The organism is Streptomyces coryli, from assembly GCF_011044975.1.
Taxonomy (GTDB): domain Bacteria; phylum Actinomycetota; class Actinomycetes; order Streptomycetales; family Streptomycetaceae; genus Streptomyces; species Streptomyces coryli.
In genome coordinates this window covers 15120-39921 of sequence record NZ_JAAKZV010000038.1, presented here as the reverse complement: position 1 = coordinate 39921, position 24802 = coordinate 15120, and the positions used below count along the sequence as shown (strand labels likewise).

The following is a 24802-nucleotide window of genomic DNA, read 5'->3' as shown; positions in this document are numbered from 1 at the left end:
ACCGGTCCCGGCCCGACCTTCAGGGACGAAGAGATGTCTCACTCCGTCCGTACCGCTACCTCAGGCGTCCGCTTACGCCAGGAACGCAGCGGTCTCGCAGTCGCCGCGCTCGTCACCGGCATTCTGTCGGTGCTGCTGCTGTGGCTGTGGTTCGTCGGCCTGCCGCTGGCGATAGCCGCCATCGTGCTGGGCGTCATGGCGATCCGGCGCACCCGGCAGCGCGGCGTGCGCGGTCGTGCCATGGCGATCGTCGGCGTGGTGCTCGGCGGCGCGGCCGTGCTCCTCGCCGCCATCCTGCTGATCGTCGGGGTCTCGATCCTGAACTCCGACGACGGGAAGGACTTCCAGAGCTGCATGGACAAGGCGAACAGCCAGTCCCAGCAGGACGAGTGCGCCCGTGAGTTCGGGCGCGATCTGGAGCGGTAGCCGCTTTCTACGGCACCGTGGCGCGAGGGACCGTCAGCCTCGCGCCACGGTGCCGCCGCGTGTCAGCGCCGTCCGCGCCGCGGGCAGCGCGGCCTCGCGGTCCGCGGGGACCAGGCCGATGCGGGTGCGGCGGTCGAGGAGGTCGGACTCGTCGAGGGCGCCCTCGTGGCGTACGGCCCAGGCGAGTTCGGCGCGGGTGACCGGGTGCCCGGGGAGGACCGGCTCGCGGAGGGACGGGTCTTCGGTGCCGAGGGCGCGGAGGGCCGGGGCCTCGGTGCCGTAGCGGTGGACGAGGCGGGCGGGGGCGTCCAGGCGGAGCAGGTCGTCGGCCGGGGCGGCGCCGATCAGTGGCAGCCGGGACGTGGTTGAGCTGCGGCCGGGGAGGGCGCCTTCGGTGATGGCGGCGTCGACCGCGTCCTGGGCCATCCGCCGGTACGTGGTGAGCTTGCCGCCGACGACGGTGACGACGCCCTCCGGTGACGTGAGGACGGCGTGCTTGCGGGAGAGATCCGCCGTGCGGCCGTCGCCGTCGAGGAGGGGGCGCAGGCCGGCGAAGGCGCCGACGACGTCTGAGCGGCGGACCGGCACGTCCAGGGTGGAGTCGAGGACGTCGAGGAGGAAGCCGATGTCGGTTTCCGGGGCGGTGGGCACGTCCGGGACCGGCCCTTCGACGGGCTCGTCCGTCAGGCCTGCGTAGACGCGGCCGTCGCCCTGCGGGAGGACCAGGGCGAAGCGGTTCGAGGTGCCGGGGACCGGGACGTGCAGGGCGGCGCCGAGGTGGCCGAGGGTCTCGGAGCGGAGCACCAGGTGGGTGCCGCGGGACGGGCGCATCCGGACGCCGTCGACGAGGCCGCCGGCCCAGACGCCGGTGGCGTTGATGACGGCGCGGGCGCGGATCTCGCCGGTGGCGCCGGTGAGTTCGTCGCGGACCGACGCGCCGCCGCCGTCCAGGCCGAGGGCCCGTACCCGGGTCAGGATGCGGGCGCCGTGGGCGGCGGCGGTGCGGGCGAGGGCGGTGACCAGGCGGGCGTCGTCGGCGAGGGCGCCGTCCCAGGAGAGCAGGCCGCCGCGGAGCCCGTACCGGCGCACGGCCGGGGCGAGGCGCGCGGTCTCCACGGCCGACAGGCGGCGCGGGCCCGGGAGGGTGCGCCGCGGCGTGCGGGCGGCGGCGCGCAGCGCGTCCCCGGCGCGGAAGCCGGCCCAGGCGAGGGCGGCGCCCGCGCGGCCGGTCAGCGGGGTGAGCGGGAGGACGAACGGCTGGGCGCGCACCAGGTGCGGCGCGGTGTGCGTCATGAGGGTGCCGCGCTCGACCGCGCATTCGTGGGCGATGGCCGCCTGCCCCTGGGCGAGGTAGCGCAGGCCGCCGTGGATCATCTTCGAGCTGAAGCGGGAGGTGCCGAAGGCCAGGTCGTGGGCGTCGATGGCGGCGACCGACAGGCCGCGGGCGGCGGCGTCCAGGGCGGCACCGGCGCCGGTCGCGCCGAGGCCGATGACGAGGACGTCGACGGTGGTGCCGCTGGTCAGCTCGGCCAGTTCGCGGGTGCGGCGGGGGGCGTTGAGGGAGGAGCTGGACTGGGTCATGGCGCGAGGGTCCTCTCCAGGATGTGCCGCAGTTCGGCGTCGAAGGCGTCCTCGTCCAGGTCGGCGCCGTCCTCGGTCATCGTGCCGAGCGAGAGCGTGAAGGACTGGACGACCAGCAGCACGCTGCGCGCCTGCCGGACGGGGTGGTCGCGGCGTACGGAACCGTCGTCGTGGCCGCGGCGCAGGTCGTCCTCGAGCAGGCCGAGGAGCGCGTTCTGGCTGGCGCCGCGGCGGTCGAGGACGTACGGGAGGAGCAGCTCGGGGTCGACGTCCATGATCTTGCGGAAGAGCGGGTGTTCGCGGAGCGCGCGCATGCCGGCGGTCAGGCCGTCCACCAGCCGGTCGCGGGTGCTGCCGCCGGCGTCCTGCGCCGGTATCGCGGCGTGCGCGGTGGCGACCCACTCGCGGGTCATCAAGTCGCCGACGAGCGAGCGCAGGTCGGGCCAGCGCCGGTAGAGCGTCATGCGCGAGACGCCGGCGCGGCGGGCCACGTCCGTGAGGGTCGTGCGGCGGACGCCGACGGCGAGGACGCAGTCGCGGGCGGCGTCGAGCACGGCGTCTTCCGCGGAAGACCCCGAAGATTTCGCTGCACTGTTGTGACGCTTGGACTTCATCTGTCACAGTGTCGCACATAAGTCAGAGGGAGAGTGCGCGAGTTGGACATGTTGTGGAACGGGTGGGGCGATCCGGACAAAGCGGCGCCGCTGCCGGAGCAGATCGCCGAGCTGCTGCGTGAACTGCTCGGCGTCACGCCGCCGGCCGCTCCGCCGGCGCGGCTGGCGGAGGTCAAGGTGCCGCCGTCGCGGCTGGCCGACGACGCACGCGACCGGATAGCGGCCGCGGCCGGCGGCGCGGAGCACGTACACACCGACGCCGAGGCGCGGATCCGCCACACGCGCGGCAAGTCCACGCCCGACCTGCTGCGGATACGGGCCGGCGACGCCGGCGCGGCACCGGACGCGGTCGTGCTGCCCGGGAGCCACGACGAGGTCCTCGCCGTGCTGCGCGCCTGCGCCGAACTGGGCGTGCACGCGGTCCCGTTCGGCGGCGGCACGTCGGTGACGGGCGGGCTCGCGCCCACCGGGGACGGGCCGTTCATCGCCCTCGACCTGCGCCGCATGGACCGCCTGGTCACCGTGGACGAGATCTCCAGGACCGCGGTCCTGGAGCCAGGCCTGCGCGCACCTGAGGCGGAGCGGCTGCTGGCCGAACGCGGCTTCACGCTGGGCCACTTCCCGCAGTCCTACGAGTGGGCCACCATCGGCGGCTTCGCCGCCACCCGCTCCAGCGGGCAGGCGTCGGCGGGTTACGGGCGCTTCGACGAGATGGTCGTCGCACTCACCGCCGCCACCCCCGCCGGGACCCTGGAGCTCGGCCGGGCCCCGCGCTCCGCGGCCGGGCCCGATCTGCGGCAGCTGCTGCTCGGCTCCGAGGGCGCGTTCGGGGTGATCACCTCGGTCACCGTGCGGGTGCGGCCGCTGCCGGAGGCGCGTACATACGAGGGCTGGCGCTTCCCGACCTTCGCCGCCGGGTCGGCGGCGCTGCGGCGGCTCGCGCAGGACGGGCCGCTGCCGACCGTGCTGCGGCTGTCGGACGAGGCCGAGACCATGGTGGGCCTGGCCCGGCCGCAGGCGATGGGCGGTTCGGCGAGCGGGGTCAGCCTGGAGCCGGACGGCTGCCTGGTGATCGCCGGTTACGAGGGCGGCGAGGACGAGACCGCCGACCGGCGGGACGGCGCGCATGCGGTGCTGCGCGGCTGCGGCGGCGAGTACCTGGGCGAGGAGCCCGGCAGCGGCTGGGAGCACGGCCGGTACGCCGCCCCGTATCTGCGCGACTCCCTGCTGGGCGCGGGCGCGCTCGCGGAGACGCTGGAGACGGCGGGCTTCTGGTCGTCGCTGCCGCAGCTCTACGAGGCGGTGCGGGCGGCGCTGACCGACGTACTGACCGCAGAGGGCACGCCGCCGCTGGTGCTCTGCCACGTCTCGCATGTCTACGAGACCGGCGCCTCGCTCTACTTCACCGTCGTCAGCGCCCAGGCCGCCGACCCCGCCGCGACCTGGGACCGCGCCAAGCGGGCCGCGGGCGACGCCATCGCGGCGCACGGCGGCACGATCAGCCACCACCACGGCGTGGGCACCGACCACCGGCCGTGGTACGACGGCGAGGCCGGCGCGCTCGGCATCGCGGCGCTGCGCGCGGTCAAGGACGCCCTCGACCCGGCGGGCGTGCTGAACCCCGGCGTACTGCTCCCGCCCGCATCCGCCCGACCGAGCCAAAGAGGCTGATTCATGGACGCATTCACGGCCGTCATCAACCCCGCGGCGGGCGGCAACGAGGGCGCGGCCGCGCTGCTCCCGGTGGCGAAGGCGCTGCGCGCGGCGGGGGCGGAGGTCGAGACGGAGTACAGCCGCGGCCTCGACCACGCCCGCGAGCTCGCCCGGCGGGCGGCCGCCGCCGGGCGGGTGGTGCTGGCCGTCGGCGGCGACGGGATGGCGGGTGGCGTGGGCGGTGCGCTGGCCGGTACGGACGGGGTGTGCGGCTTCGTCCCGGCGGGGCGGGGGAACGACTTCGCGCGCGCCCTCGGCCTGCCCGTCGGGGATCCGGAGGCGCTGGCGCGGCTGCTGCTCGGCGGGGCGCCGCGCCGGGTGGACGCGATCGAGGTGACGTCGGCGGTGCACGACCGCGTCGCGGTGCTCGGCAGCGTCTACGCGGGCGTCGACGCGGTCGCCAACCGCAACGCGAATCAGTCGCGGCTGCTGCGGGGCGCGGCCTCGTACTACATGGGCGCGCTGCGGGCCGTACTGACGTGGCGGCCCGCGGACTACCGGCTGACAGTGGACGGCGAGGAGCTGGAGCGGCGCGGCTACACCGTGGTGGTGGCCAACTCGGCGTACTACGGCTTCAACCGCAAGGTCGCGCCCGACGCGAAGGTGGACGACGGGATGCTCGATGTGATCGTGATCCGGCATGCGCCGCGGCATCTGTTCTTCGCCGTGATGAATGAGCTCAAGGACGGGTCGCATGTGCGCCGCCCGCAGGTGGAGGTGCTGCGCGGGCGCGAGGTGCGGATCGAGGCGGACCGGCCGCTGCCCTACGGAGCGGACGGCGAGGTGGACGCGACGGTGCCGGTGACGGCGCGGGTGCTGCCGGGGGCGCTGCGGGTGCTGGCGTGACGTACGGCACGGGGACGATCTCTGGCTTTGTCAGTGGCGTCCACTACGGTCGATTCCATGACGCTGCAGGTGGTTGAGGGGGAAGCGGGATCCGTGGTGATCCCGGCCGGTGTGGAGGGCTATCACGGGGTGGCCTTCGGCGGTTACGTGGCAGGGCTGCTGGCCGTCCGCGCCGCCGGCGCGGACGAGGCCGCCGCGGGGGTCGGAGTGGACTTCCGCGGGATCGTGAAGCCGGGCGTGCCGGTGCCGCTGCGGGCGGACGGGGCCAGCGCGGCGCTCACCGACGATGACGGTGCGGTGCTGGTGGCCGCGGCGCCGCGGCCGGTGCAGGTCGAAGCGCCGGCCGCGCCCGGCATCGAGGAGGCACGGAGCGCGTCGGGGCGGTATCTGGTGGAGCGGCGCGGGGTGATCGCGGACTATACGGAGTGCTTCGGCTGCGGTCCCGATCTGCCGCCGGAGCGCGGGATACGGGTGTTTCCGGCAAGGGTGCCGGGCCGGGAGCTGATCGCCGCGGCGTGGACGCCGCATCCGTCGATGGGCGGAGAGGACGGGGCACTGCCGCCGGAGCTGGTGTGGTCGGCGCTGGACTGCCCGGCCGGCTGGGCGGTCCGGGTCCTGGGCGCCGCCGACGACATGTCGGTCACGGCGGCCCTCGACGCGGCGGTACTGGCGCCGGTGCGGGCCGGGGTGGAGCACGTCGTGTACAGCTGGTCGATCGACGGCGCGGGCCGCAAGCACCGGGGCGGTTCGGCGATAGCCACCGCGGACGGCGAAGTGTGCGTCGTCTCCGAGTCGTTGTGGATCGACCCGCGACAGCCCGTCTAGCGCGGGCCGGCGCACCGTCCGTTTGGGCCGGGCCATCGCGGTCACTCGACCGGCATGAATACCAGCCTGATCATTGCGGTGATCGCGGTAATCGTGGTCGTGTGCGTCGCGCTGCTGGTCTGGCAGCGCGTCATGGGCGGAAGCAGGCGGCTGCGCCGCCACTTCGGGCCCGAATACGAGCGGACCGTCCGCCGTCACGACGGAAACACCCGCGCCGCCGAGCAGGATCTGAGCGAGCGGCTCAAGCACCACCGCCACCTGGAGCTCCGGGACATCGGCGAGGAGCCGCGCGAGCGCTATGCGGCCGAATGGGCCCTGGTGCAGGAGCGGTTCGTCGACACACCGGCGGAGGCCGTCGTCAAGGCCGACCGGCTGCTGGCCGAGGCGGCCCGCGACCGCGGCTTCCCCTCCGACGGATACGAGGAGCAGGTCTCCGCGCTCTCGGTGCACCACCCGCGGCAGGTCACGGCCTATCGCGAGGTGCACGCCGTCGCCGTACGCGCCGGTGAGGGCCGGGCCGAGACCGAGGAGCTGCGGCGGGCGCTGCTGCACGGCAGGGAGTTCCTGGACTCGCTGCTCGAGCCGACGGCGCACGACGGGCACAAGCCGCGGCTGGGCCGCGGCACCGGGCACGGGACGCGGCGCGAGCACACCGGTGAGCACACCGGGACGGCGGCGGCCGGAGACGGCCACGGCCACCGTCACGGTGGTGGGCTCGGGCAACGCCTCACGCACGCCCTCTCGCCGCGGCGCGGAGCCGCCCCCCACGGCCGCGAGCGCGGCCACGAGCACAGCCACAACAGGGAACGGGGTACAGCGACATGACCGTCAGGCCGCCAGAAACCGCCGCGGGGCTGCTGCCCCGCCAGGAATGCGAGGCATTCTCGCAGCGCATGGAGCACGCGCTGACGACCTTCGTCGACGACCCGGGCGGGTCGGTGGCCGAGGCCGACGCCGTCCTCGACGAGACGATCGAGCATCTGACCCAGCAGCTCGCCGAGCGCCGGAAGTCGATCCTCAGGCCCCGGACCACCGAGCGGGGCGACGGCGACGACCGGCACGCCACCGACACGGAGGAGCTGCGCACGGCGCTGCTCCAGTACCGCGACCTGGTGGAGCAGCTGGTCCGGTTGTGATCGGAGCAGGCCCGGCTCCGGCGCGGGCCGAGCGGCCGCCGATGGAGCATTGTCAGTGCGGCACCTTACGGTGGATCCCCTCACCAAGCCCGGCGAAGGGAAGCGCACTGTGGACATCCTGCTCATCGGCGGCCTGTGGCTCGACGGACGCGCGTGGGACGACGTCGCCGCCGAGCTGACGCGGCTCGGCCACCGCCCCGTGCCGCTCACCCTCCCGGGCCAGGGCGACGGTAACGCGGCCGCCACGCTGGACGATCAGGTGGCGGCCGTGCTCGCCGCGGTCGACGCGGCGTCCGGGCCCCCACTGGTCGTCGGGCATTCGGCCGCCTGCGCGCTGGCCTGGCTGGCGGCCGACGCCCGGCCGGAGCGCCTGGCCGGGGTCGCCCTGGTCGGCGGCATACCGCAGGCCGACGGGTCGCCGTACGCCGACTTCTTCCCGGTGCGGGACGGTGCGATGGCATTCCCGGGCTGGGAGCCGTTCGAAGGTCCCGACGCGGCCGACCTGGACGAGGCGGCCCGGCAGCGCTTCACGGCCGCGGCGATACCGGTGCCGGAGGGCGTGGCCAAGGGCGTGGTGCGGCTGACCGATGAGCGGCGCTTCGCGGTCCCGACGGTGCTGGTGTGCCCGGAGTTCACGCCCGCCCAGGCGAAGGAGTGGATCGACGCGGGCGAGGTGCCCGAGCTCCCCAGGGCCAAGCACCTGGAGTACGTGGACATCGACTCCGGCCACTGGCCCATGCACACCAAGCCCGCCGAGCTCGCCCGTCTCCTCGCCGCCGCGGCAGAGGCGCGACAGGCCTGAGTTTCCCAAGCCGCCGACGATTCCGCGCGGTTGCGGGAGTCTCCTCTGCGAGACCTCTTACTCCGCGCGGAAGGACCCGGCCATGACCAGCACCACGACCTCTGCGGACGGCACCCGCATCGCGTACGAACGGCTAGGCGCAGGAGCCACGGTGATCCTCGTCCCCGGCATCCTGTGCACCCGGGAGACGGTGCGCCCGCTGGCGGAGCAGCTGGCGGACGCGCTCACCGTCTTCATCTACGACCGGCGTGGGCGCGGCGGCAGTTCGGACACCGCGCCCTACGCGGTGGAGCGGGAGTTCGAGGACCTGGAGGCCATCGTCACCGTGGCCGGCGGCACGTCCGCGTTGTACGGGCACTCGTCCGGCGCGGGGCTGGTGCTGCGGGCGGTGGCCGCGGGCGTGCCCGCCGGCCCGGTGGTGCTGCACGAGCCGCCGTACGGCCCGGACGACGAGGCCAGCCGGAAGGGCGCCGCCGCGCTCGGCCGGGAGATCGCCGCGTGCATCGCCGAGGACCGCCGCGCGGACGCCCTCATCGCCTTCCTGTCCGCCGCCGGAATGCCCGCGGAGATGGCGGCGCAGGCGGCGAAGGACCCCGGCATGCTGGAGGTGGCGCCCACGATGCCGTACGACTTCGAGGTGCAGGGCAATGTGCGCACCGGCGGGGCGATCCCGGCGGGCGAGGCCGCCAAGGTGCCCGGGCCGGTGCTGGTGCTGGCGGGCGGCGCCAGCCCGCCGTTCTTCCTGGACACCGCCCGGCGGCTGGCGGAGCTGTTGCCGGACGGCCGGCTGCGGGTGCTCGATGGGCAGGACCATGCGGCGGCGCCGGACGTGGTGGCGCCCGCGGTCGCCGAGTTCCTCGCCACCGCCGCCGGCTGACGCCCTCGGGCGCCCATCGTCACGCCAGGGCCGCCACCTTCGCCGCGAGCTTCTCGATGTCCCCGCGGGGCCGTACCGGATAGCTGTCGTGACTGCGGTTCCAGGCGTCGTCGTGGGCGTACCAGTCGATGGGCTTCGGGTCGCGGTTCTCGGCGAGAGCGGCGGCGAGTTCGGTGAAGTAGCGCTGCCAGCGGCCGTGGTAGAAGTCGCCGAGGAGGCCCTGCCACTCGCGGTTCGCGTAGTCGTGCAGGCCCTCCTCGCTGCCGGACCGCTCGCCCCAGGTGGTCAGCAGCGACCGGGCGTCGAACTCCAGCAGATCGGCCTCCGCGGCGTCGGCGCCCCAGGCGCGGGCCTCGGCGAGGTGGCGGCCGAGGAGATGCTGCTCACTGGTGCCGACGACCTTGTCCAGCAGCACGATCAGGTCCAGCCAGGTGCCGGTGAGCTCGTCGAAGCGGGCCCGGTCCTTCGCCTCGTAGGCGGACTTGATCCGCGGGAGCAGTTCGCGGCTGCGGTTGGAGACGACCTGGCGGGCGACGTCCATCAGGTCGTAGCGATATGCCGAGCTGCCGCGCAGCGACGCGTCCACGGCGAGCAGTTCGGGTAGCGCGCGGGCGAACGCCGCGGTGTCGTAGCGGTCCTCCTGCGGGCTCCAGGCCGCCGCCGATTTGGCGTCCAGGGAGGGCCGGGCACCGAAGAGCCCGTCCGGGGCCTCGCTCCACTTGTCGGTACGCCGCATGCCGTACGCGGTCTCGCGCAGGATCTGCCACGCCTTCGCGGCATGCGCGTCCTCCGCTCCGTACCGCGCGGTCGCGTAGTCGCGGTACCACGCGTCCAGGTCGATCCGGCCCGGGGTCCAGGCGAGTTCGGCGAGCAGGGCCATGGCGGCGGCGTTGTTGTCGGCGCCCTCGGGCATCATCGCGATGCCGGCGAGCTTGCTGCCCTTCTTGTCGCGCCAGGCCGGGTAGACCTCCGCCCAGTCGGGGGTGTTGGCGCCGAGGGCGGTGTGGCCGCCGAAGTTCCAGATGGAGCCGAAGGCGTACGGCGTGTCCATCCAGTCGGCCTCGCGGTCGGTGACGGTGGCGTACCGGTCGGAGAGGCCGTCGACGATCAACATCCGGTCGCGGTCGACGGCCTCGAGGATCTCCTTCCGCGGGTTGGTCTGCCAGCCGAGGATCGCCCAGATCGCATCGGGGTGCGCCCGCCGCAGGGCCGTCTCGACGCCGCGCGCCGCGTCGCCGACGGGCACGTCGCCCGGGTCGCCGCCCTCGTGCAGCAGGTCCATCTTGTAGAGCCCGGTGGCGCCGAGGAGTTCGTCCTGGTGGGCGTAGAAGGCGGCGGCGACCTCGGCGAAGAGCAGGTCGCGCGGGTCGAGCCAGCCGGGGCGCCGGAAGCCGGCCCAGCTGCCCTGCGGGACGACGTTCGCGCCCGGGTTCTTGTCGGCGAAGCCGTCCGGGACGGTGCCGAAGTAGCCCGGGAAGACGGGGGTCATGCCCAGCTCGCGGATGCGGTCCGTGATGCGGCGGGCGAGCGCGGCGCGCTGCTCGAGCAGCCGGCGGGAGACGGGACCGGCGAAGTGCGACATGTTCTGCAGCAGCCACCACGGCTGGTGGGCGGGGCCCGGTATCCAGGCCCTCATCTCCGCGTCCGAGTAGCCGAAGTGGCGGAAGGTGTCGTAGTAGACGGTCTCGGCGCCGATGTAGACCAGCACCTCGTTGAAGCCGTGCAGCGCCAGCACGTCGAGCGAGCGCTCCCACGCGGCCCAGTCGCGGTAGGCGCCGGTGTAGCCCTCGTTGGTGTCGTTGTACGCGAACCGGTGCGGGACGCCCGCCTTGCCGGTCAGCGGCGCGTCCGGGGCCGGGAGCCGGTCCGGGAGGCCGAGCTGCTCGCCGGTCCAGGAGATGTTCGCCCGCGCCACCCGCTTCAGATACGCCCCGAGCGCGGCGAGCGCCGTGGCCGGGGTGGTGGCGGTGATGGCGATACGCCCCTCCGCGCCGCCGACCGCGTAGCTGTCGCCGCCGTCGCCCGGCCTGATGTCCAGTTCGACCTGGCCGTGGTGCCGGGGCAGCAGCCGCTCGACCGCGGTCCGCGCCGCGTCCGCGCCGCCACCACCGCCCGCCGCTGCCGTACGCGCGGATCCGTACGATCCGAACACGGCGAGACCACCCACCAGACCGGCTCGCGCGAGGAAGCTCCTGCGGCGCAGACTCATCGGACCTCTCCTAGGGTCTAGACCTGTGCGCGGACCGTACGGGCGCCAAAGATCGGATGTCAAGGCCCAGTTGACGGCCGTTACGCTGGGAACTGTGACCACCTCAACCGTGGAACTCAACGACGGCCGCCGACTCCCCGCCCTCGGCTTCGGCACGTACCTCCTCTCCCCCGGCCGCCAGACCCAAGACGCGGTCCGCACCGCCCTCGACGCCGGCTACCGGCACATCGACACGGCGACGGTGTACGGCAACGAGCGCGACGTCGGCGCCGCGCTGCGCGACTCGGGGCTGCGCCGTCCGGAGGTCTGGCTCACCACCAAGCTGTGGAACGCCGACCACGCCCGCCCGCTCGCCGCCCTGGAGACCAGCCTCGAGAAGCTCGGCGTCGACTCCGTCGACCTGTGGCTGATGCACTGGCCGGTGATGCGCCGCCTGGACAGCTGGAAGGCGATGGTGCGCGCCCGCGAGGAGGGCCTGGCGAAGTCCATCGGCGTCAGCAACTTCCTCACCCGCCACCTCGACGAACTCGCCGCGAGCAGCGACGTGGTCCCGGCCGTCAACCAGATCGAGTTGAGCCCGTTCCTCTACGGCACCCGCGCGGACACCCTCCGTACCTGCCGCGACCAGGGCATCGTCATCGAGGCGTACTCCCCGCTCACCAAGGGCGCCCGGCTGCAGCACCCGGTCCTGGAGGAGATCGCCGCATACCACGCCGTCACCCCCGCCCAGGTCCTGCTCCGCTGGTCCCTGCAGCGCGACTTCGTCCCCCTCCCCCGCTCGTCCAACCCCGACCGCATCCGCGCGAACGCCGACCTGGACGGCTTCACGCTGACGAACGACGAACTGCGCCGCCTGGACGCCCTGGACGAGGGCCTGACGACGGGCTGGGACCCGGCCGGGGCGGACTGAGCAGGAGTTCACGGCCGACGCGGGGGCCATGATTCGTCGCCCCGTCGCGCCGCGGACACTTGGATGACCCGCTGGGCGGGCATCGCCACTACAGGACCGACCGCCCCTGCTACGCGCACGAGCGCGGAAGGACGGCCGACTAGTGGCCCTGTCTCTCCCTTTTTCTCCGCGGGTGATGCCTGCCCTGCGCCGGCTGCCGCTGCGCCGGATCGCCTGCGTGCTGCCGCCGGTGCTGGTGGCGGTGTGGGTGGCGTACAACTGGCCGCTCTTCGCCGACGGCATCGCGCAGCTGCGGGCGGCGCATCCCGGCTGGCTGCTGGCCGCGGTCGCCGTGATGTGCTCGTGCTGGCTGCCCGTGTGTCTCGTACGGCAGGGCGTGGTGCTGGAGCGGCTGCCGACCGGGCGGCTGCTGGCGTCGCAGGTGGCTGCCGGGGCCGCCAATCACCTCCTCCCGGCCGGGCTCGGCGCGCACGTGGTGACGCTGCGGTTTCTGCGCGGCTGCGGGATACCCCTGGACCGGTCGGCGGCGGCTCTCGCGCTGTACTCGCTCGCCGAGCCGGTGGCCCGGTTCGTACTGCTGGTGCTGCTGATCGTGGCGGCGCCGGACGCGCTGCGCCTCGGCGAGATCGCGCCGGACGGCGGGCTGCTCGCGCTCGGCGCCGGCGCGGTCGTAGCCGCCGCGGCCGGTCTGCTGGCCGTGCCCGCGATACGTACCGTCCTCACCCGCTTCCTGAATACCGCGCTCACCGACGCCCGCGCGCTGCACCGCCGCCCGGCGCGCTATCTGGCGCTGTGGGGCGGGGCGTTCGCGTTCCCGGCCTTTCAGGCCGGGGTGCTGGTGACGGTGGCGCTGGCGCTGGGCACGGAGTTGCCGGTGCTGCACATCATGCTCGCGTACGTGGTGGCCAGCATCGCCGCAGGACTGGTGCCCGCGCCGGGCGGGATCGGCTCAGTGGAGGCGGCTCTCGTCGCCGCGCTCGTCACTGCCGGAGCCGCGGTCACGACGGCCACCGCGACCGTCATCGGCTTCCGCCTCATAACCGTCTGGCTGCCGCTGCTCCCGGGCGCGCTCGTGCTCTACGCCCTGATCCGCCGCAAGGTGCTTTGATCCCAACGGCAGCTTCAGCAGCAGCGCTCGCGTCATCCACACGTACGCGCTGCCGCCGATGAACGCGTCCGCGCCGGACGTATCGCGGAACCACAGCCAGACGACGCTGCTGCAGAGCAAGGCGTAAGCCGCCCAGGCGGTCGCCAGCGCGCGCCGTCGCGGCCGGCCCGGGGCCCGGTGGAGGGCGGCGGTGGCGAGGACGGCCAGCGCCGGGGCCAGCCACACCAGATGGTGCACCCACGTCACCGGGCTGATCAGGCAGGCGGCGGCGCCGGTGAGCGCAAAACCTGCGGCGTGATTGCCGGTTCGGGCCGCGCGCCCCGCACGGCGGGCCCAGACGCACAGGATGGCGGCGACGCCGACGGCCCAGCCGATACGGGACGGGTCGGCGGGTGCGGCGAGGCGGGCGAGGACGCCTTCCCAGGACTGGTTGGAGACGTAGGCGAGGCGGCCGATGCGGTCGGTGTCCCACAGGGCGTCGGTCCAGTAGGCGAGCGAGGACGATGGGGTGGCCCAGCCGGCGAGCAGCGTGGCGGCGAGGGCGACGGCGGCGGCCAGGGCGGCGTTGCGGGGGCGGCGGGCCAGCAGCAGATAGCAGATGAAGATCGCGGGGGTGAGCTTGACCGCTGCGGCGATGCCGATGCCCGCGCCGGCCCAGCGGGCGTGCCGGCCGCGCAGCAGCTGGGCGTCGGCCAGGACGAGGGCCAGTAGCACCAGATTGACCTGGCCGAAGCTGACGGTGTCGCGGACCGGTTCGAGGAGCGCGAACAGGCAGGCGGCGACGCCGTATGCCGCCCGGCGGTCGCGGGCGTGGCGGCGGATCGCCGGGCCGGCGAGGACGGCGAGCACGACGGCGGCCGCCGCGGCGTTGACGACAAGTCCGGCGACGACGGCGCTGCGCCAGCTCAGCCAGGCGAGCGGGGACATGCACAGGGCGGCGAACGGCGGATACGTGAAGCCGTAGCGCTTGCCCGGCACCCGGTAGTCGTAGATGCGGCCGCCGTCCTGCAGCCAGTGGTGCGCGGTGTCGTAATAGACGCGCAGGTCGAACCAGTCGCGGTGATACGGCACGGTGGCCAGGAAGAAGGCCGCGGCGGCGGCGAGCGCGAACACGCCGAGAAGGCGCTTCGGGGCGGTCACGCGACATCCTTCCTGGCGGCTCTTGCTCCCACCCGGACCGGCGGGCGCCCGGCGCAGCACCACAGCACCACCGCCGCCGCGGCCCCGCCCGCCGTCGCCACCGCCAGCCGCAGCGGGCCCGCCGCGAAGCCGTCCGGCAGCGCCACCAGGGCGAGTGCGGCGCTGGCGGCGGGGGCGACGCGGCGCGGCGTCGCGTGCGGCGCGGCGGCGGCGAGCGGGTACAGGCCCCACAGCGCGTACCAGGGCCGGAAGGCGGGTCCGAGCGCGGCGAAGGCGGCCAGGCCCAGGCCGAGCGGATAGACCGGACTGCCGCGGGCGTGCCGCCGCCACAGCAGGGGCGTCAGCGCGGCCGCGGCGGCCAGTCCGGCCAACTGCCAGACGGGGGAGGCTAGATGCGCGTGCGCGCTCCCCCCTTGCTCCAGCAGCGCACCGGTGGCCCGCCCGAGGAGCTGCGTGGGCGCCCAGTTGTGCGGCGATACGGGCGTGCGCAGGGCGGCGATCCAGCCGAAGCCGATGCCGGTGGCCGCGGAGGCGAGCGCCGTGACACCTGCCGCCGTGACGGCGACGGCAGCGGTCGCCCGCGCTCCGCGACCACGTCCGTCCAGCCGCCGTGCCCACAGCACGGCGACCGCGCAGAGACCGAGCGCGGCCGGTGCCTTGACGAGCGCGGCGAGGGTGACGAGAACGGCGCCGGGCAGCGGCCGTCGGTACGCGACCACGAGCCCCACACCCAGCAGCCCCAGCATCAGCGCGTCGTTGTGCGCACCGGCGACCAGGTGCACCAGCAGCAGCGGGTTGAGGGCGCCGAGCCACACCGCCCCGGCGGGATCGCTCCCGCTGTGCCGGGCCAAAGCGGGCAGCGCCGCCACCATCAGCCCGACCCCGGCCAGTGCCAGCAGCCGCATGCCGAGCACGCCCGCCGCCACGCCGTCCCTGGCCAGGTCGGCGACGACCGCCGCGCAGGCCAGGAAGAGCGGCCCGTACGGCGCCGGCGTGTGCTGCCACACCCCGGGCACCTGCACCGCCAGGACGCCGCCGAGCCGGGCGGGCCCGTCCGTGTACGCGTCCAGGCCGGCGCCGGTCATCGTGCCCTGCGCGAGATAGCTGTAGACGTCGCGGCTGCACAGCGGCGGGCCGAGCAGCAGCGGCAGCGCCCACAGCGCGAGCGTGACCAGCAGATCGCGGATGCCGGGCGGGGCATCGCCCCGCACCAGCCGCCCGAGCAGCAGCCAGCCGCCGACGAGCAGCACCAGGCCGAAGTAGCAGACGGCGATGCCGACCTCGGCCCGCCCTTCGGTCAGCGGACTGCGTACCGGAAGCGCCCCGGCCTGCACGCCGCCCGCGGTGAGCAGCGCGGAGCCGGCGAGGCCGAGCAGGCGGCAGCGGCGTAGGGGGAAGGCCACGTCGGCAGCGTGTCCGGCCCGGGTGACCACGCGGCGACGGGGGCGCCGCCACGGAATGTCGTCCGGCGTAACCCCCACGATGAGTTCCGCGGCGCGCGCGGGTCTGTCCGTACAGGAATCAGGGAAAAGGAGGTCGAGCCATGTCAGAAGGCAGGCAGATCCGGATCACCGGCATCCACACGGTGGGCGTGCCGGTCACCGACCAGGACCGGGCGCTGGCGTTCTACACGGACACGCTGGGGCTCGAGACGCGCATGGACGCGCCGGTGGAGCAGCTCGGCGGGCGCTGGATCGAGGTGGCGGTGCCGGGTGCGGCGACGACCATCGCGCTGGTCCCGGCGGACAAGGAGGCGCCGGCGGGCACCGAGACGGGCATCCGGCTGACCGCCGCCGACGTCCCGGCCGCACACGAAGAGCTCAAGCAGCGGGGCGTCGAGGTAGGTGAACTGCTGAGCTGGGAGGGCGTTCCGCCGATGTTCGCCCTGCGCGACCCGGACGGGAACGGGCTGGAGATCGTGGAGTGAGCGGGCGGTGTGCACCGCGCGCCGCACAGCGCGCGGTGCACACCAGTACGCCTACTCCGGTCGCAGCGGGTCGTGGCCCAGCGACATCAGGTGGTGCCGCCGCGGGCTGTCCTCGGCCACCTCGGCGCCCGACATGCTGCGCTCGGCCGCGACCTCCTCGACCACCTCGTACATGGTGCTGATGTCGTCCTCGGTCAGATCGACGCGGCGCTTCTGCAGGATGCCGAGCACGCGCCGGCCCGTCTCCGGGCCGGACCGCTCGGGGAGCTCCTCGGCCTCCTCGCCGGCGACGCTGGTGCGCAGCCAGGCGCCCAGCTCCTGCGAGGTCATGTTCACCGTTGAGTGGAACTCCTCCCAGAGCGCGTCCAGTTCCAGCTGCTCGATGTCCGCCACTGTGGCACCTCCGGCGGGCGCGGGTTTACGGTTCCTGCCCCGGGTACCCGGGGGCGCGCCGGCCCACGCCCGATCCGGATCAGTCGTGCGCGACAATCGGGGGCGTACCACCACCGCGCGAGAAGAGCCCGACCGTGTCCGAGACCGTCCCCGACCTACGCGCCGACTGCTCCCGCTGCGCCGGGCTCTGCTGCGTGGCGCTCCCCTTCTCGGCCTCGGCCGACTTCGCCGTGGACAAGGACGCCGGCGACCCCTGCGGCAATCTGCGGCCCGACTTCCGCTGCGGCATCCACTCCCAGCTGCGCGAGAAGGGCTATCCGGGCTGCACCGTCTTCGACTGCTACGGGGCCGGGCAGCAGGTCACCGAGGTGACCTTCGGCGGCGCCGACTGGCGGGACGACGCGCGCACGGCCGGGCGGATGTTCCGCACCCTGCCCGTCATGCGGCAGCTGCACGAGCTGCTCTTCTACGTCACCCTCGCCCTGGATTTCCCCGGTGCCGAACCGCTGCGGGCGGACCTCGGCGCGACCCGCGACGCCCTCGCCGCCCGCACCCGGCTCGACCCCGACGCGCTGGCCGCGCTCGACCTGCCCGCGGTGCACGCCGAGACCGCCGGGCTGCTGCTCCAGGTCTCCGAGCGGGTACGGGCCGGGGCCGTCCCCGGCCGCCGCGCCGACCACCGCGGCGCTGACCTGATCGGTGCCTCGCTGCGCGGTGCGGATCTGCGTGGCGCGAGCCTGCGCGGCGCCCGGCTGATCGCCGCCGACCTGCGCGGGGCCGACCTGCACCGCGCCGATGTGATCGGGGCGGACTTCCGCGATACGCGCCTGGAGGGCGCCGATCTGACCGGGTGCCTGTTCCTCACCCAGTCGCAGCTCGACGCCGCGAAGGGCGACTTGACGACAAAGCTCCCGGCGATTCTGGCCAGACCTGATCACTGGAGGGCCGCATAGCCTATGGTGTTCGTTGCCGAAAGCAACGAACACAGCAACGAATAAGGCAACCGACCAGCACACCTCGGCCCGGGAACCGCTCCGAAGGGCGGTGTGTACTTCCTGCCAGGAGGCCCATACCGTCATGTTTCACCGCATAGCGCGCGCCGTCGTCCGGCATCCCGTCTGGACGATCGCGGCCTGGCTTGTAGCCGCGGTCGCGATCGGCGCCACCGCGCCCTCCCTCCCCTCGAACAGCGACCAGTCCAGCTTTCTCCCCAAGAGCTACGAGTCCATCGAGGCCGCCGAACTGCAGGAAGAGGCGTTCCCCAGCGCCTTCACCCCGTCGGCGATCGTGCTCTACCAGCGCTCCGACGGCGGTGAGTTGACCGCGCAGGACCAGCAGGACGTCAAGCGGATCACCACCGAGCTCGGCGCGAAGAAGATCGACCAGGTGCAGAAGGTCGTCCCCGGTGCCCCGTCCAAGGACGGGAAGTTCACCATGGGCCTGGTCCAGATGGACGAAGAACAGCAAGGCACCCCCGAGCAGGCGGACGCCGCCGAGGAGCTGCGTGACGAGGCGAAGGGCCTCGCCAAGGGCAGCGATCTCAAGGTCCAGTTGGGCGGCTCGGCGGCGCAGACGCTCGACCAGCAGGAGGCGTCCAAGCGCGGCGAGATGCTGATCGGCGTCGGCACCTTCGCCATCATCCTCATCACGCTGCTGATCATCTTCAGGGCGCCGATCCTGGCGATCCTGCCGCTGGTCACCATCGGCATCGTCTCGGCGATGGCCAACGGCCTGATCGCCTTCGCCACCGATCTCTTCGGTCTGGAGGCGAACAGCTCGATCTCCTCGATGCTGATCGTCGTCCTCTTCGGCGTCGGCACCGACTACTTCCTGTTCCTCATCTTCCGCTACCGGGAACGGCTGCGGGCCGGGGACGAGAACAAGGAAGCGATGATCAACGCGGTGGCGCGGGTCGGCGAGGCGATCGCCTCCGCGGCCGGCGTCGTCATCATCGCCTTCCTGGCGCTGAGCCTGTCCTCGCTGGGCTTCCTGAAGCAGATGGGCCCGGCGCTGGCGATCGCGGTCGGCGTCACGCTGCTCGCGGCGCTCACCCTGATGCCGGCCGTCGTCTCGCTGATCGGGCCGAAGGTCTTCTGGCCGTCGAAGTCCTGGCAGAAGGAGCCGAAGAACGCCCGGTTCGCGGCGCTCGGCCGCGGCGTGCAGCGCCGCCCGGCGCTGGCCACGGCGGCCTCCGGCCTGGTGATGGTGGCCCTGGCCCTCGGCACGCTCAACTTCAACTCCACCTTCGACCTGGCCGCCGGTTCGATGCCGGACACCAAGGAGTCGATGGTCGTCCAGGAGGAGATGAAGAAGGCGTACGCGGCCGGTGCCGCCGAGCCGACGGAGGTCTTCGTCGACTCGACCGAGGGGCAGCCGCTGCAGAAGTCCGCCCTTCCGGCGTACGCGCAGAAGCTGCAGGCCGTCGACGGCGTCGACTCGGCGAAGCTGGTGGGCGTCAGCAAGAACGGCGAGACGGCGCACATCACCGTCACGCTCAAGTACGGCTCCGCCAGCGACAAGGCGCTCGACCTGATCGACGAGGTCCGCGATACGGCCCACGCCAATGCGCCCGACGGCGCGGAGGCGAAGGTCGGCGGCATGACCGCGATCTTCAAGGACATCGACAAGGCGGTCATCAAGGACTACAAGACCGTCTTCCCGGTCGCCGCCGCGCTGATCATGGTCATCCTGGGGCTGCTGCTCCGCAGTCTGGTCGCGCCGCTGTACCTGATGGCGTCGGTGGTTCTCGGCTTCGGGGCGACGCTCGGCTCCACGGTGCTGATCTTCCAGGAGGCGCAGGGGCATTCGGGCCTGATGTTCATGCTGCCAGTGATCATGTACTTGTTCGTCGTGGCCATCGGCACCGACTACAACATCCTCATGATCGCCCGGCTCCGCGAGGAGGCCCGCGAGGGCCGCGAGCCACGCGAGGCGGCGTCGATGGCGCTGCGGCACGCCGGTCCCACGGTGGCCGCGGCGGGCTTCATCCTGGCGGCGACGTTCGCCACGATGCTGCTGGCCGGCAACGCGCTGATGTCGGAGATGGGCTTCGCCGTGTCGTTCGGCATCGTCATCGCGGCCTTCGTGATGTCGATGTTCTTCACGCCGGCCCTGACCGCGCTCATCGGGCACGCCGCGTGGTGGCCTGGGCATGGTGACCGTGCGGTCGAGCCGGCCGCGCGGGAGAAGGAGCCGCAGGAGTACGAGTCCTCCGGGCGGCGCTGATCCAGCTCGCTGCCGAGGCCCCCGCGACGGTGACCGTCGCGGGGGCCTCTGCCGTCAGTCGCCCCGCTGCCAGCGGCCGTACCGGTCCGGTGCCGCCTCCCACACCACGATCGTGTCGTAGTGCCGGCGCATGGCGGTCAGTGACTTCACCTGGCGGTAGCGGCCGTTCACGCGGACCTCGCCGGGGATCACCTTCCGGTCCCGGTAGAGCCCCTTGCCGTCGTCGTAGCGGTCACCGCCCGGCTCGGGCAGTCGCTCGCCCAGCGGATCGTCCCAGCGGATAACCCCGCCCCGGCCGCCGGGCACGCCGAGGAACGGCGGCTCCATGACGCTGCCGTCCGGCTTCTTGCCGTCCCGTTCGTAATAGTCCAGGGCATAGCCCAGCGAGCCGATGCGGCGCTGGTCCTGCGGCATGCCGACGCCCGCCTTGGCCCCCGCGTCGGCGACGCTGCGCAGCAGGCCGGGCAGATCACCGTCGGCTCCGTAGTAGTGGTACGAGTCGATGGTGCAGCTCATCAGCCAGTGGTCGGGGCCACGGGTGCACACGTCCTCGGCGCCGCTGATGCCGCGCTTCAGCCCTTCGGCCGCGCGCACGAACACTTCCGCGGTGTCGTGGGCGCGTACGCGGGCGTTGCCGCGGTCCTGCTCGGTGCTGTCGGATCGGGAAAGGTCGGCGAGGTCCGCTTGCTCGCCCGCTGCCGACTGTCCGGTGCAGGCCGCCCCGGGCAGGACCAGCGCGCAGATCGCCGCCGCGACGGCGGCCGTTCTCCAACTGGGGAGCATGAACGGTGACTTTACCGGGACAGTCGCTGATACGTCCGTATCGCCAACGGCAGGAAAACGGCGGTGAGCACGACCGGCCACACCACCGCCATGAGCGTCGCATGCCCCTCGATCCAGCTGTCCCCCACCGGCCCGGGCGCACCGAAGAGGTCGCGCACCGCCCCCGCCGTCGACGACACCGGATTCCACATCGCGATCGGCCCCACCCAGTCCGGCATCATCGACGGCGGCGTGAAGACGCTGGAGACCATGCCGAAGGGGAAGGCGATCGCGAAGAGATTGCCCGCCGCCTCCTGGTTGGGGACCAGCAGGCCGAGGCAGACGCCCATCCAGATCAGCGCGAAGCGCAGGAGCAGCAGCAGCGCGAAGGCGCCCGCCGTCGCAACCGCGCTGCCCTCCGGCCGCCAGCCGATCGCGAGCGCGATGCCCGTAAGGACGGCGAGGTCGATCGCCGCGCCGACGAGGTCGGCGACGCCGCGGCCGCTGACGACCGCGGACGGGGCCATGGGCATGGAGCGGAAGCGGTCCATGACGCCGCGCTCCTTGTCGATGGCGATGAGCAGCGCCGTGTTCATGAAGCCGAAGCCCATCGTCATCGCGAACATGCCGGGCAGCGCGTACGCCTTGTAGTCCAGGCCGCCGATGTCCATCGCGCTGCCGAGGACATAGACGAAGAGGAGGACGGAGACGACCGGGAAAGCGAGCTGCCAGATGATGTTGACCGGCTGCCGGACCAGGCGCAGCAGGCCGCGGCCGACCATGGCGCGGCAGTCGGAGACGGCCCAGTAGAGCCGGTTGGCGTCGGCGCCGCTCATCAGGACCGCTCCCCCGGCACCGGCGCGGGTCCGTCGTCCGCGGCCAGCGCGAAGTCGGCGGCGGACGGCCCGTCCTCGCCGGTCAGGTGCAGGAAGACCTCGTCCAGCGTCGGCCGCCGCAGCGCCAGGTCCGCGACCTCCACGCCGTCCTCCTGCAGCGTCCGCGCGACTTCGGTCAGCGCGGCCACCCGGTCCGTTACGGGCGCGTGCACCCGCAACTCGGCGCGGCTGACGCCCGGTTCCGCCCCGGTGACGCGCGCGATGGCGCGCAGCGCGCCGGCGATCCCTTCCGGCCGGGCCACGACCACCTCGATACGGTCCCCGCCGACCGCGTCCTTCAGCGCGGCCGGGGTGTCGTCGGCGATGGTGCGGCCGCCGTGGATGACCGCGATACGGTCCGCCAACCGGTCCGCCTCCTCGAGGTATTGGGTGGTGAGCAGCACCGTGGTGCCGCCCGCGACCAGCCGCCGCACCGCGTCCCACACCTCGCCGCGGCTGCGCGGGTCGAGTCCCGTCGTCGGCTCGTCGAGGAAGAGCACATCGGGCGCGAGGATCATGCTCGCGGCGAGATCGAGGCGGCGGCGCATGCCGCCGCTGTACGTGCGCACGCCGCGGTTCGCCGCGTCGGTGAGGTCGAACTGCTCCAGCAGCTCGGCGGCGCGCTGCTTCACCCGCCGCCGGTTAAGCCGCCCGCCGCGCGCGTGCCGTCCCGAGCGGAGGTGGAAGAGGCGCCCGAAGAGCTCGAGGTTCTGCCGCCCGCTGAGCACCTCGTCCACGGCGGCGTACTGCCCGGTGAGCCCGATCCGCCGGCGCACCTGCTCCGGGTCCTCGGCCACGTCGTGACCGCCGACCAGCGCCCGCCCGCCGTCGGGCCGCAGCAGGGTGGTGAGGACCTGCACGGCCGTGGTCTTGCCCGCGCCGTTGGGGCCGAGCAGGCCGTGCACGGTCCCGTACGGCACGCGCAGGTCGAAGCCGTCGAGGGCGCGCTTGGAGCCGTAGCTCTTCCGCAGCCCTTCGGCGAGCACGGCGGCGGGTGTCGACAACAACTCCTCCTGTCCGGTGGCGCGCAATGCGGCTCCCCCGCGGTCCTGGCCAGAAAGAACCCGGGGCTCCGCCCCGGGCCCCGCGTGCGGCGGGTGACCAGCCGGCTGACCGGCGGCGCACGGCCGATTGTGCCCTCATCCACGTCCCGGCGCGGCGGTCGCGCGGGGAATCTGTCCGCGGCTGCCAAGGCCCGGACGGGTCTTCATCACCGCAGCTCAGAAATGGTGCGGCAGGGGTGATCCGGGGTCGGCGCGCGGCTCACAATGCGCGGCATGCTGCCGACCCTGTTCTGGTTCATGACCCCTTGGTGGCCGCGCGTCCGCGGCATGGACGACCGCCGCACCGTGCGGCGCCTCCAGCGCGTGCTCAGCGCGCGCTACAACCAGCCGCTCGCCGTCGACGGCCGCTTCGGGCCGCGGACGCGGCGGGCGCTGCGTGCCGCGCAGGCGTGGGAGCTGGAGGTGCGGGGGCGGGAGCTGACGCCGGACGGACTTCTCCGTGCGGGGAGTTGTCAGACCCGGCGCCTACGGTGGTCTCCATGGCATCGGTCAAGCAGATCTCGCTCGGCGTCCACGACGACGCCCGGGCCGCGGAGTTCTGGAGCCGGGCGCTCGGATACGTACGCCGCCCGCCCCGCTTCGACGGCGACGACTGGATCGTCCTCCAGCCCGCGCCGGGCGAGTCCGGATCTGCCATAGCCATGGACGTGAGCCAAAGCCCGCCGCAGGACCACCCCCGCATCCACCTCGACCTGCAGGCTGGCGAACGCCCGCTGGACGAGGAGGTCGACCGCCTGGTCAGCCTGGGCGCCCGGCGCGTCGACTGGCCGCACTATCCGGAGTCCACCCCGCCGGGATCCGATCCGTATGTGGTGCTGTCCGACCCGGAGGGAAACATCTTCTGCGTCGAGGGGCGTCGCGACTGACCTCGGCGGGTGGGCGCTGAGTTCGGGACGGTCACCGCTCCCGGACGGTGTAGGTCACATGCGTCACCTGCGGGGAGGACTCGGCGCGGACCAGCTCCAGGGCCACGCGGCCGGCGTCCACGCCCTCGAACAAGCGGATTCCGGAGCCGAACAGCACGGGTGACAGCGCGATCGAGAACTCGTCGATCAGGCCCGCGTTCACGTACTCCAGGATCGTCGCGCCGCCGCCCGCGACGCGGACATCCCGGTCGCCGGCGGCCTCGCGGGCCTGGTCGACCGCGGACTCGATGCCGTCGTTGACGAAGTGGAAGGTCGTGCCGCCCGGCCGCTCCCACGGGTCACGCTTCTCGTGCGTCACGACGAAGACCGGCGTGTGGAACGGAGCCTCCTCCGGCCACATCTTCTCGCCGGCGTCGAACAGGCGCTTGCCCATCACGCTCGCGCCGGTGCGCTCGAACGTCTCCCGCAGGATGTCGTTGTCGCGCCCCTCCTTGCCGCCCCCGCCGAGCTTCAGGTTCTCCCGGAAGAACCGCTGCGGGAAGACCCACCGCTGGAGCTCCATCCACTGCTGCCCCATCAACTCCTCGGAGGATTCGGGAGCAATGAACCCGTCCAGCGACATCGATACGCTGAAGAACACCTTGCCGGACATCAGCCCTCAACTTCCTTCCGAAGGATCTCGGTGACGTAGGCAGCCAGGTTGCCCATGGTCTGCCGGGCGGCCTCGATCGCGTGGTACTTCTCGACCGCTTCGTCGCGCTGCTCCTTGGTGAGGAACACCGTGCGCATCTCGAACCGGGTCGCCGCACCTTCGGGCGCGAACGTCAGGACCGACTCGAAGGCGTTCGGGTCGCCGCGGGACTCACCGTGGAGCAGCGCGATCCGCTCCGGCGGGACGATCTCGGTCCAGGAGATCCACTCCTGGTAGTCCGTCCCGTCCGGCCCGTGCAGCACGAAGTCCCACTCCCCGCCGACGCGGAACTCGAACGCCCGCGTGGTGGTGGTGAACCCCTCCGGGCCCCACCACTGCGACAGGTGCCGGACCTCGGTGAAGGCCTCGAACACCAGCTCCGGTGGGGCATTGATGACCCGGGAGATCACGATCTCACGGTCGACCGTCGCTGCCATCGGTCACTCCTCCTGCCTTGTCTGCTTCAGGTCCTGCACGTACGCGTCCAGCCGGTCGAAACTCTCGTTCCAGAACCGCTCGAACCCGCCGGTCCACTCGTGGACCGGCCGCAGCCCGCGGGCGTCAAGGCCGTACAGGCGCTGCTTGCCCGCCTTGCGGTCCCGCACCAGCCCGACCTCCCGGAGCACCCGCAGGTGCTTGGAAGCCCCCGGCTGGGTCATCCCCAGCTCCTGGGCCAGCTCGGTCACCGGCCGCTCCCCCGCCCGCAGCAGCGCCAGGATGTCCCGGCGCTGCGGCTCGGCGATCGCGTTGAAGACATCCGACGTCGTCGCTGCTCGTGCCATGACCTCAATCATATGCCCATATCGGCATGC

General features: G+C 73.2%; 25 protein-coding genes and 2 pseudogenes. 15 read left to right on the top strand and 12 right to left on the bottom strand.

Annotated elements, in window-relative coordinates; all coding sequences use genetic code 11:
- The first annotated feature begins 33 nt into the window (after nt 1–33).
- Nucleotides 34–426 (top strand): DUF4190 domain-containing protein, encoded by a 393-nt coding sequence (locus G5C51_RS11965; RefSeq protein WP_165236259.1) that lies wholly within the window; start codon nt 34–36, stop codon nt 424–426.
- 33 nt (nt 427–459) lie between these two features.
- On the opposite strand, the gene G5C51_RS11960 is transcribed toward G5C51_RS11965, so the two are convergent.
- Nucleotides 460–2007, bottom strand: a complete 1548-nt coding sequence (locus tag G5C51_RS11960; protein ID WP_165236256.1) for a glycerol-3-phosphate dehydrogenase/oxidase — start codon at nt 2005–2007, stop codon at nt 460–462.
- Nucleotides 2004–2621, bottom strand: a complete 618-nt coding sequence (locus G5C51_RS11955) for a TetR/AcrR family transcriptional regulator (protein WP_165236253.1) — start codon at nt 2619–2621, stop codon at nt 2004–2006. Before G5C51_RS11955 ends, G5C51_RS11960 begins: the two co-directional genes overlap by 4 nt.
- 48 nt (nt 2622–2669) lie before the next feature.
- Here G5C51_RS11955 and G5C51_RS11950 point away from each other — a divergent pair, with 48 nt between their 5' ends.
- From G5C51_RS11950 to G5C51_RS11920, 7 genes are all read left to right on the top strand, one after another.
- Nucleotides 2670–4292 (top strand): FAD-binding oxidoreductase, encoded by a 1623-nt coding sequence (locus G5C51_RS11950; protein WP_206313726.1) that lies wholly within the window; start codon nt 2670–2672, stop codon nt 4290–4292.
- Between the two features lie 3 nt (nt 4293–4295).
- Nucleotides 4296–5180, top strand: a complete 885-nt coding sequence (locus G5C51_RS11945; protein WP_165236250.1) for a YegS/Rv2252/BmrU family lipid kinase — start codon at nt 4296–4298, stop codon at nt 5178–5180.
- Between the two features lie 57 nt (nt 5181–5237).
- Nucleotides 5238–6005: a hypothetical protein gene (locus tag G5C51_RS11940; protein ID WP_206313725.1), complete on the top strand. Its 768-nt coding sequence runs from the start codon at nt 5238–5240 to the stop codon at nt 6003–6005.
- Between the two features lie 54 nt (nt 6006–6059).
- The gene (locus tag G5C51_RS11935) at nt 6060–6830 is read left to right on the top strand and encodes a hypothetical protein (RefSeq protein WP_206313724.1); all 771 of its coding nucleotides are present in this window, start codon (nt 6060–6062) and stop codon (nt 6828–6830) included.
- Nucleotides 6827–7141, top strand: a complete 315-nt coding sequence (locus tag G5C51_RS11930) for a hypothetical protein (RefSeq protein ID WP_165236247.1) — start codon at nt 6827–6829, stop codon at nt 7139–7141. Before G5C51_RS11935 ends, G5C51_RS11930 begins: the two co-directional genes overlap by 4 nt.
- Before the next feature lie 109 nt (nt 7142–7250).
- The gene (locus G5C51_RS11925) at nt 7251–7943 is read left to right on the top strand and encodes an alpha/beta fold hydrolase (protein WP_165236284.1); all 693 of its coding nucleotides are present in this window, start codon (nt 7251–7253) and stop codon (nt 7941–7943) included.
- A gap of 82 nt (nt 7944–8025) precedes the next feature.
- Nucleotides 8026–8820, top strand: a complete 795-nt coding sequence (locus G5C51_RS11920) for an alpha/beta fold hydrolase (RefSeq protein WP_165236244.1) — start codon at nt 8026–8028, stop codon at nt 8818–8820.
- 19 nt (nt 8821–8839) lie between these two features.
- Here the strand turns inward: G5C51_RS11920 and G5C51_RS11915 are convergent, their stop codons facing one another.
- Entirely contained in the window at nt 8840–11029 is a 2190-nt protein-coding gene (locus tag G5C51_RS11915; protein WP_165236241.1) for an alpha-N-acetylglucosaminidase, read from the bottom strand.
- 94 nt (nt 11030–11123) lie between these two features.
- Between G5C51_RS11915 and G5C51_RS11910 the strand changes: the two genes are divergently transcribed.
- Nucleotides 11124–11939, top strand: a complete 816-nt coding sequence (locus G5C51_RS11910; RefSeq protein ID WP_338118104.1) for an aldo/keto reductase — start codon at nt 11124–11126, stop codon at nt 11937–11939.
- Nucleotides 11940–12114: 175 nt separating this feature from the next.
- Nucleotides 12115–12945, top strand: a pseudogene (locus tag G5C51_RS11905) (lysylphosphatidylglycerol synthase domain-containing protein); the annotation flags it as partial.
- Here G5C51_RS11905 and G5C51_RS11900 read toward each other — a convergent pair.
- Entirely contained in the window at nt 12889–14187 is a 1299-nt protein-coding gene (locus tag G5C51_RS11900) for a glycosyltransferase 87 family protein (RefSeq protein WP_338118103.1), read from the bottom strand. The pseudogene G5C51_RS11905 and the gene G5C51_RS11900 sit on opposite strands and share 57 nt — an antisense overlap.
- Complete coding sequence (gene mptB, locus G5C51_RS11895; RefSeq protein ID WP_165236235.1) at nt 14184–15590, bottom strand: polyprenol phosphomannose-dependent alpha 1,6 mannosyltransferase MptB; 1407 nt, start codon at nt 15588–15590, stop codon at nt 14184–14186. The genes G5C51_RS11900 and mptB overlap by 4 nt, the downstream gene beginning before the upstream one ends.
- A 140-nt stretch (nt 15591–15730) precedes the next feature.
- On the opposite strand from mptB, the gene G5C51_RS11890 reads away from it, so the two are divergent.
- Nucleotides 15731–16114 (top strand): VOC family protein, encoded by a 384-nt coding sequence (locus tag G5C51_RS11890; RefSeq protein WP_165236232.1) that lies wholly within the window; start codon nt 15731–15733, stop codon nt 16112–16114.
- 51 nt (nt 16115–16165) lie between these two features.
- On the opposite strand, the gene G5C51_RS11885 is transcribed toward G5C51_RS11890, so the two are convergent.
- The gene (locus G5C51_RS11885) at nt 16166–16507 is read right to left on the bottom strand and encodes a DUF3140 domain-containing protein (protein WP_165236229.1); all 342 of its coding nucleotides are present in this window, start codon (nt 16505–16507) and stop codon (nt 16166–16168) included.
- A 134-nt stretch (nt 16508–16641) separates the two neighbouring features.
- Between G5C51_RS11885 and G5C51_RS11880 the strand changes: the two genes are divergently transcribed.
- Both G5C51_RS11880 and G5C51_RS11875 read left to right on the top strand, forming a co-directional pair.
- Nucleotides 16642–17460 (top strand): pentapeptide repeat-containing protein, encoded by an 819-nt coding sequence (locus G5C51_RS11880; protein WP_165236226.1) that lies wholly within the window; start codon nt 16642–16644, stop codon nt 17458–17460.
- A gap of 124 nt (nt 17461–17584) precedes the next feature.
- Nucleotides 17585–19732, top strand: coding sequence for an MMPL family transporter (locus G5C51_RS11875; RefSeq protein ID WP_165236223.1), 2148 nt, complete (start codon nt 17585–17587; stop codon nt 19730–19732).
- Between the two features lie 54 nt (nt 19733–19786).
- Here G5C51_RS11875 and G5C51_RS11870 read toward each other — a convergent pair whose 3' ends face one another.
- The 3 genes from G5C51_RS11870 to G5C51_RS11860 are packed head-to-tail and all read right to left on the bottom strand — an operon-like array spanning nt 19787 to nt 22373.
- Complete coding sequence (locus tag G5C51_RS11870; protein ID WP_165236221.1) at nt 19787–20515, bottom strand: hypothetical protein; 729 nt, start codon at nt 20513–20515, stop codon at nt 19787–19789.
- 11 nt (nt 20516–20526) lie between these two features.
- The gene (locus tag G5C51_RS11865) at nt 20527–21330 is read right to left on the bottom strand and encodes an ABC transporter permease (RefSeq protein WP_165236219.1); all 804 of its coding nucleotides are present in this window, start codon (nt 21328–21330) and stop codon (nt 20527–20529) included.
- Nucleotides 21330–22373, bottom strand: a complete 1044-nt coding sequence (locus tag G5C51_RS11860; RefSeq protein ID WP_165236280.1) for an ATP-binding cassette domain-containing protein — start codon at nt 22371–22373, stop codon at nt 21330–21332. The genes G5C51_RS11865 and G5C51_RS11860 overlap by 1 nt, the downstream gene beginning before the upstream one ends.
- Before the next feature lie 264 nt (nt 22374–22637).
- On the opposite strand from G5C51_RS11860, the pseudogene G5C51_RS44260 reads away from it, so the two are divergent.
- A pseudogene (locus G5C51_RS44260) lies at nt 22638–22811 on the top strand (peptidoglycan-binding domain-containing protein); the annotation flags it as partial.
- A 101-nt stretch (nt 22812–22912) separates the two neighbouring features.
- Nucleotides 22913–23299: a VOC family protein gene (locus tag G5C51_RS11850; protein ID WP_165236215.1), complete on the top strand. Its 387-nt coding sequence runs from the start codon at nt 22913–22915 to the stop codon at nt 23297–23299.
- 31 nt (nt 23300–23330) lie between these two features.
- Here the strand turns inward: G5C51_RS11850 and G5C51_RS11845 are convergent, their stop codons facing one another.
- The 3 genes from G5C51_RS11845 to G5C51_RS11835 are packed head-to-tail and all read right to left on the bottom strand — an operon-like array spanning nt 23331 to nt 24772.
- On the bottom strand, nt 23331–23951 hold the full coding sequence (locus tag G5C51_RS11845) for a dihydrofolate reductase family protein (RefSeq protein ID WP_165236213.1): 621 nt from the start codon (nt 23949–23951) through the stop codon (nt 23331–23333).
- Nucleotides 23951–24427 carry an SRPBCC family protein gene (locus G5C51_RS11840; protein WP_165236211.1) on the bottom strand — a complete coding sequence of 159 codons (477 nt, stop codon included), beginning with the start codon at nt 24425–24427 and terminating at the stop codon, nt 23951–23953. Before G5C51_RS11840 ends, G5C51_RS11845 begins: the two co-directional genes overlap by 1 nt.
- Before the next feature lie 3 nt (nt 24428–24430).
- A complete protein-coding gene (locus tag G5C51_RS11835) occupies nt 24431–24772 on the bottom strand; it encodes an ArsR/SmtB family transcription factor (RefSeq protein ID WP_165236208.1) in 342 nt (113 codons plus the stop codon).
- Nucleotides 24773–24802 lie beyond the last annotated feature (30 nt).

Bases quoted from the DNA above. Each gene is read 5' to 3' on its own strand.
- G5C51_RS11915 (WP_165236241.1), bottom strand. From the start codon at position 11,029: ATGAGTCTGCGCCGCAGGAGCTTCCTCGCGCGAGCCGGTCTGGTGGGT.
- G5C51_RS11850 (WP_165236215.1), top strand. From the start codon at position 22,913: ATGGCATCGGTCAAGCAGATCTCGCTCGGCGTCCACGACGACGCCCGG.
- G5C51_RS11875 (WP_165236223.1), top strand. From the start codon at position 17,585: ATGTTTCACCGCATAGCGCGCGCCGTCGTCCGGCATCCCGTCTGGACG.
- G5C51_RS11965 (WP_165236259.1), top strand. From the start codon at position 34: ATGTCTCACTCCGTCCGTACCGCTACCTCAGGCGTCCGCTTACGCCAG.
- G5C51_RS11845 (WP_165236213.1), bottom strand. From the start codon at position 23,951: ATGTCCGGCAAGGTGTTCTTCAGCGTATCGATGTCGCTGGACGGGTTC.
- G5C51_RS11865 (WP_165236219.1), bottom strand. From the start codon at position 21,330: ATGAGCGGCGCCGACGCCAACCGGCTCTACTGGGCCGTCTCCGACTGC.
- G5C51_RS11870 (WP_165236221.1), bottom strand. From the start codon at position 20,515: ATGCTCCCCAGTTGGAGAACGGCCGCCGTCGCGGCGGCGATCTGCGCG.
- G5C51_RS11935 (WP_206313724.1), top strand. From the start codon at position 6,060: ATGAATACCAGCCTGATCATTGCGGTGATCGCGGTAATCGTGGTCGTG.
- G5C51_RS11920 (WP_165236244.1), top strand. From the start codon at position 8,026: ATGACCAGCACCACGACCTCTGCGGACGGCACCCGCATCGCGTACGAA.
- G5C51_RS11835 (WP_165236208.1), bottom strand. From the start codon at position 24,772: ATGGCACGAGCAGCGACGACGTCGGATGTCTTCAACGCGATCGCCGAG.
- G5C51_RS11940 (WP_206313725.1), top strand. From the start codon at position 5,238: ATGACGCTGCAGGTGGTTGAGGGGGAAGCGGGATCCGTGGTGATCCCG.
- G5C51_RS11955 (WP_165236253.1), bottom strand. From the start codon at position 2,621: ATGAAGTCCAAGCGTCACAACAGTGCAGCGAAATCTTCGGGGTCTTCC.
- G5C51_RS11960 (WP_165236256.1), bottom strand. From the start codon at position 2,007: ATGACCCAGTCCAGCTCCTCCCTCAACGCCCCCCGCCGCACCCGCGAA.
- G5C51_RS11945 (WP_165236250.1), top strand. From the start codon at position 4,296: ATGGACGCATTCACGGCCGTCATCAACCCCGCGGCGGGCGGCAACGAG.
- G5C51_RS11890 (WP_165236232.1), top strand. From the start codon at position 15,731: ATGTCAGAAGGCAGGCAGATCCGGATCACCGGCATCCACACGGTGGGC.
- G5C51_RS11950 (WP_206313726.1), top strand. From the start codon at position 2,670: ATGTTGTGGAACGGGTGGGGCGATCCGGACAAAGCGGCGCCGCTGCCG.
- G5C51_RS11840 (WP_165236211.1), bottom strand. From the start codon at position 24,427: ATGGCAGCGACGGTCGACCGTGAGATCGTGATCTCCCGGGTCATCAAT.
- G5C51_RS11930 (WP_165236247.1), top strand. From the start codon at position 6,827: ATGACCGTCAGGCCGCCAGAAACCGCCGCGGGGCTGCTGCCCCGCCAG.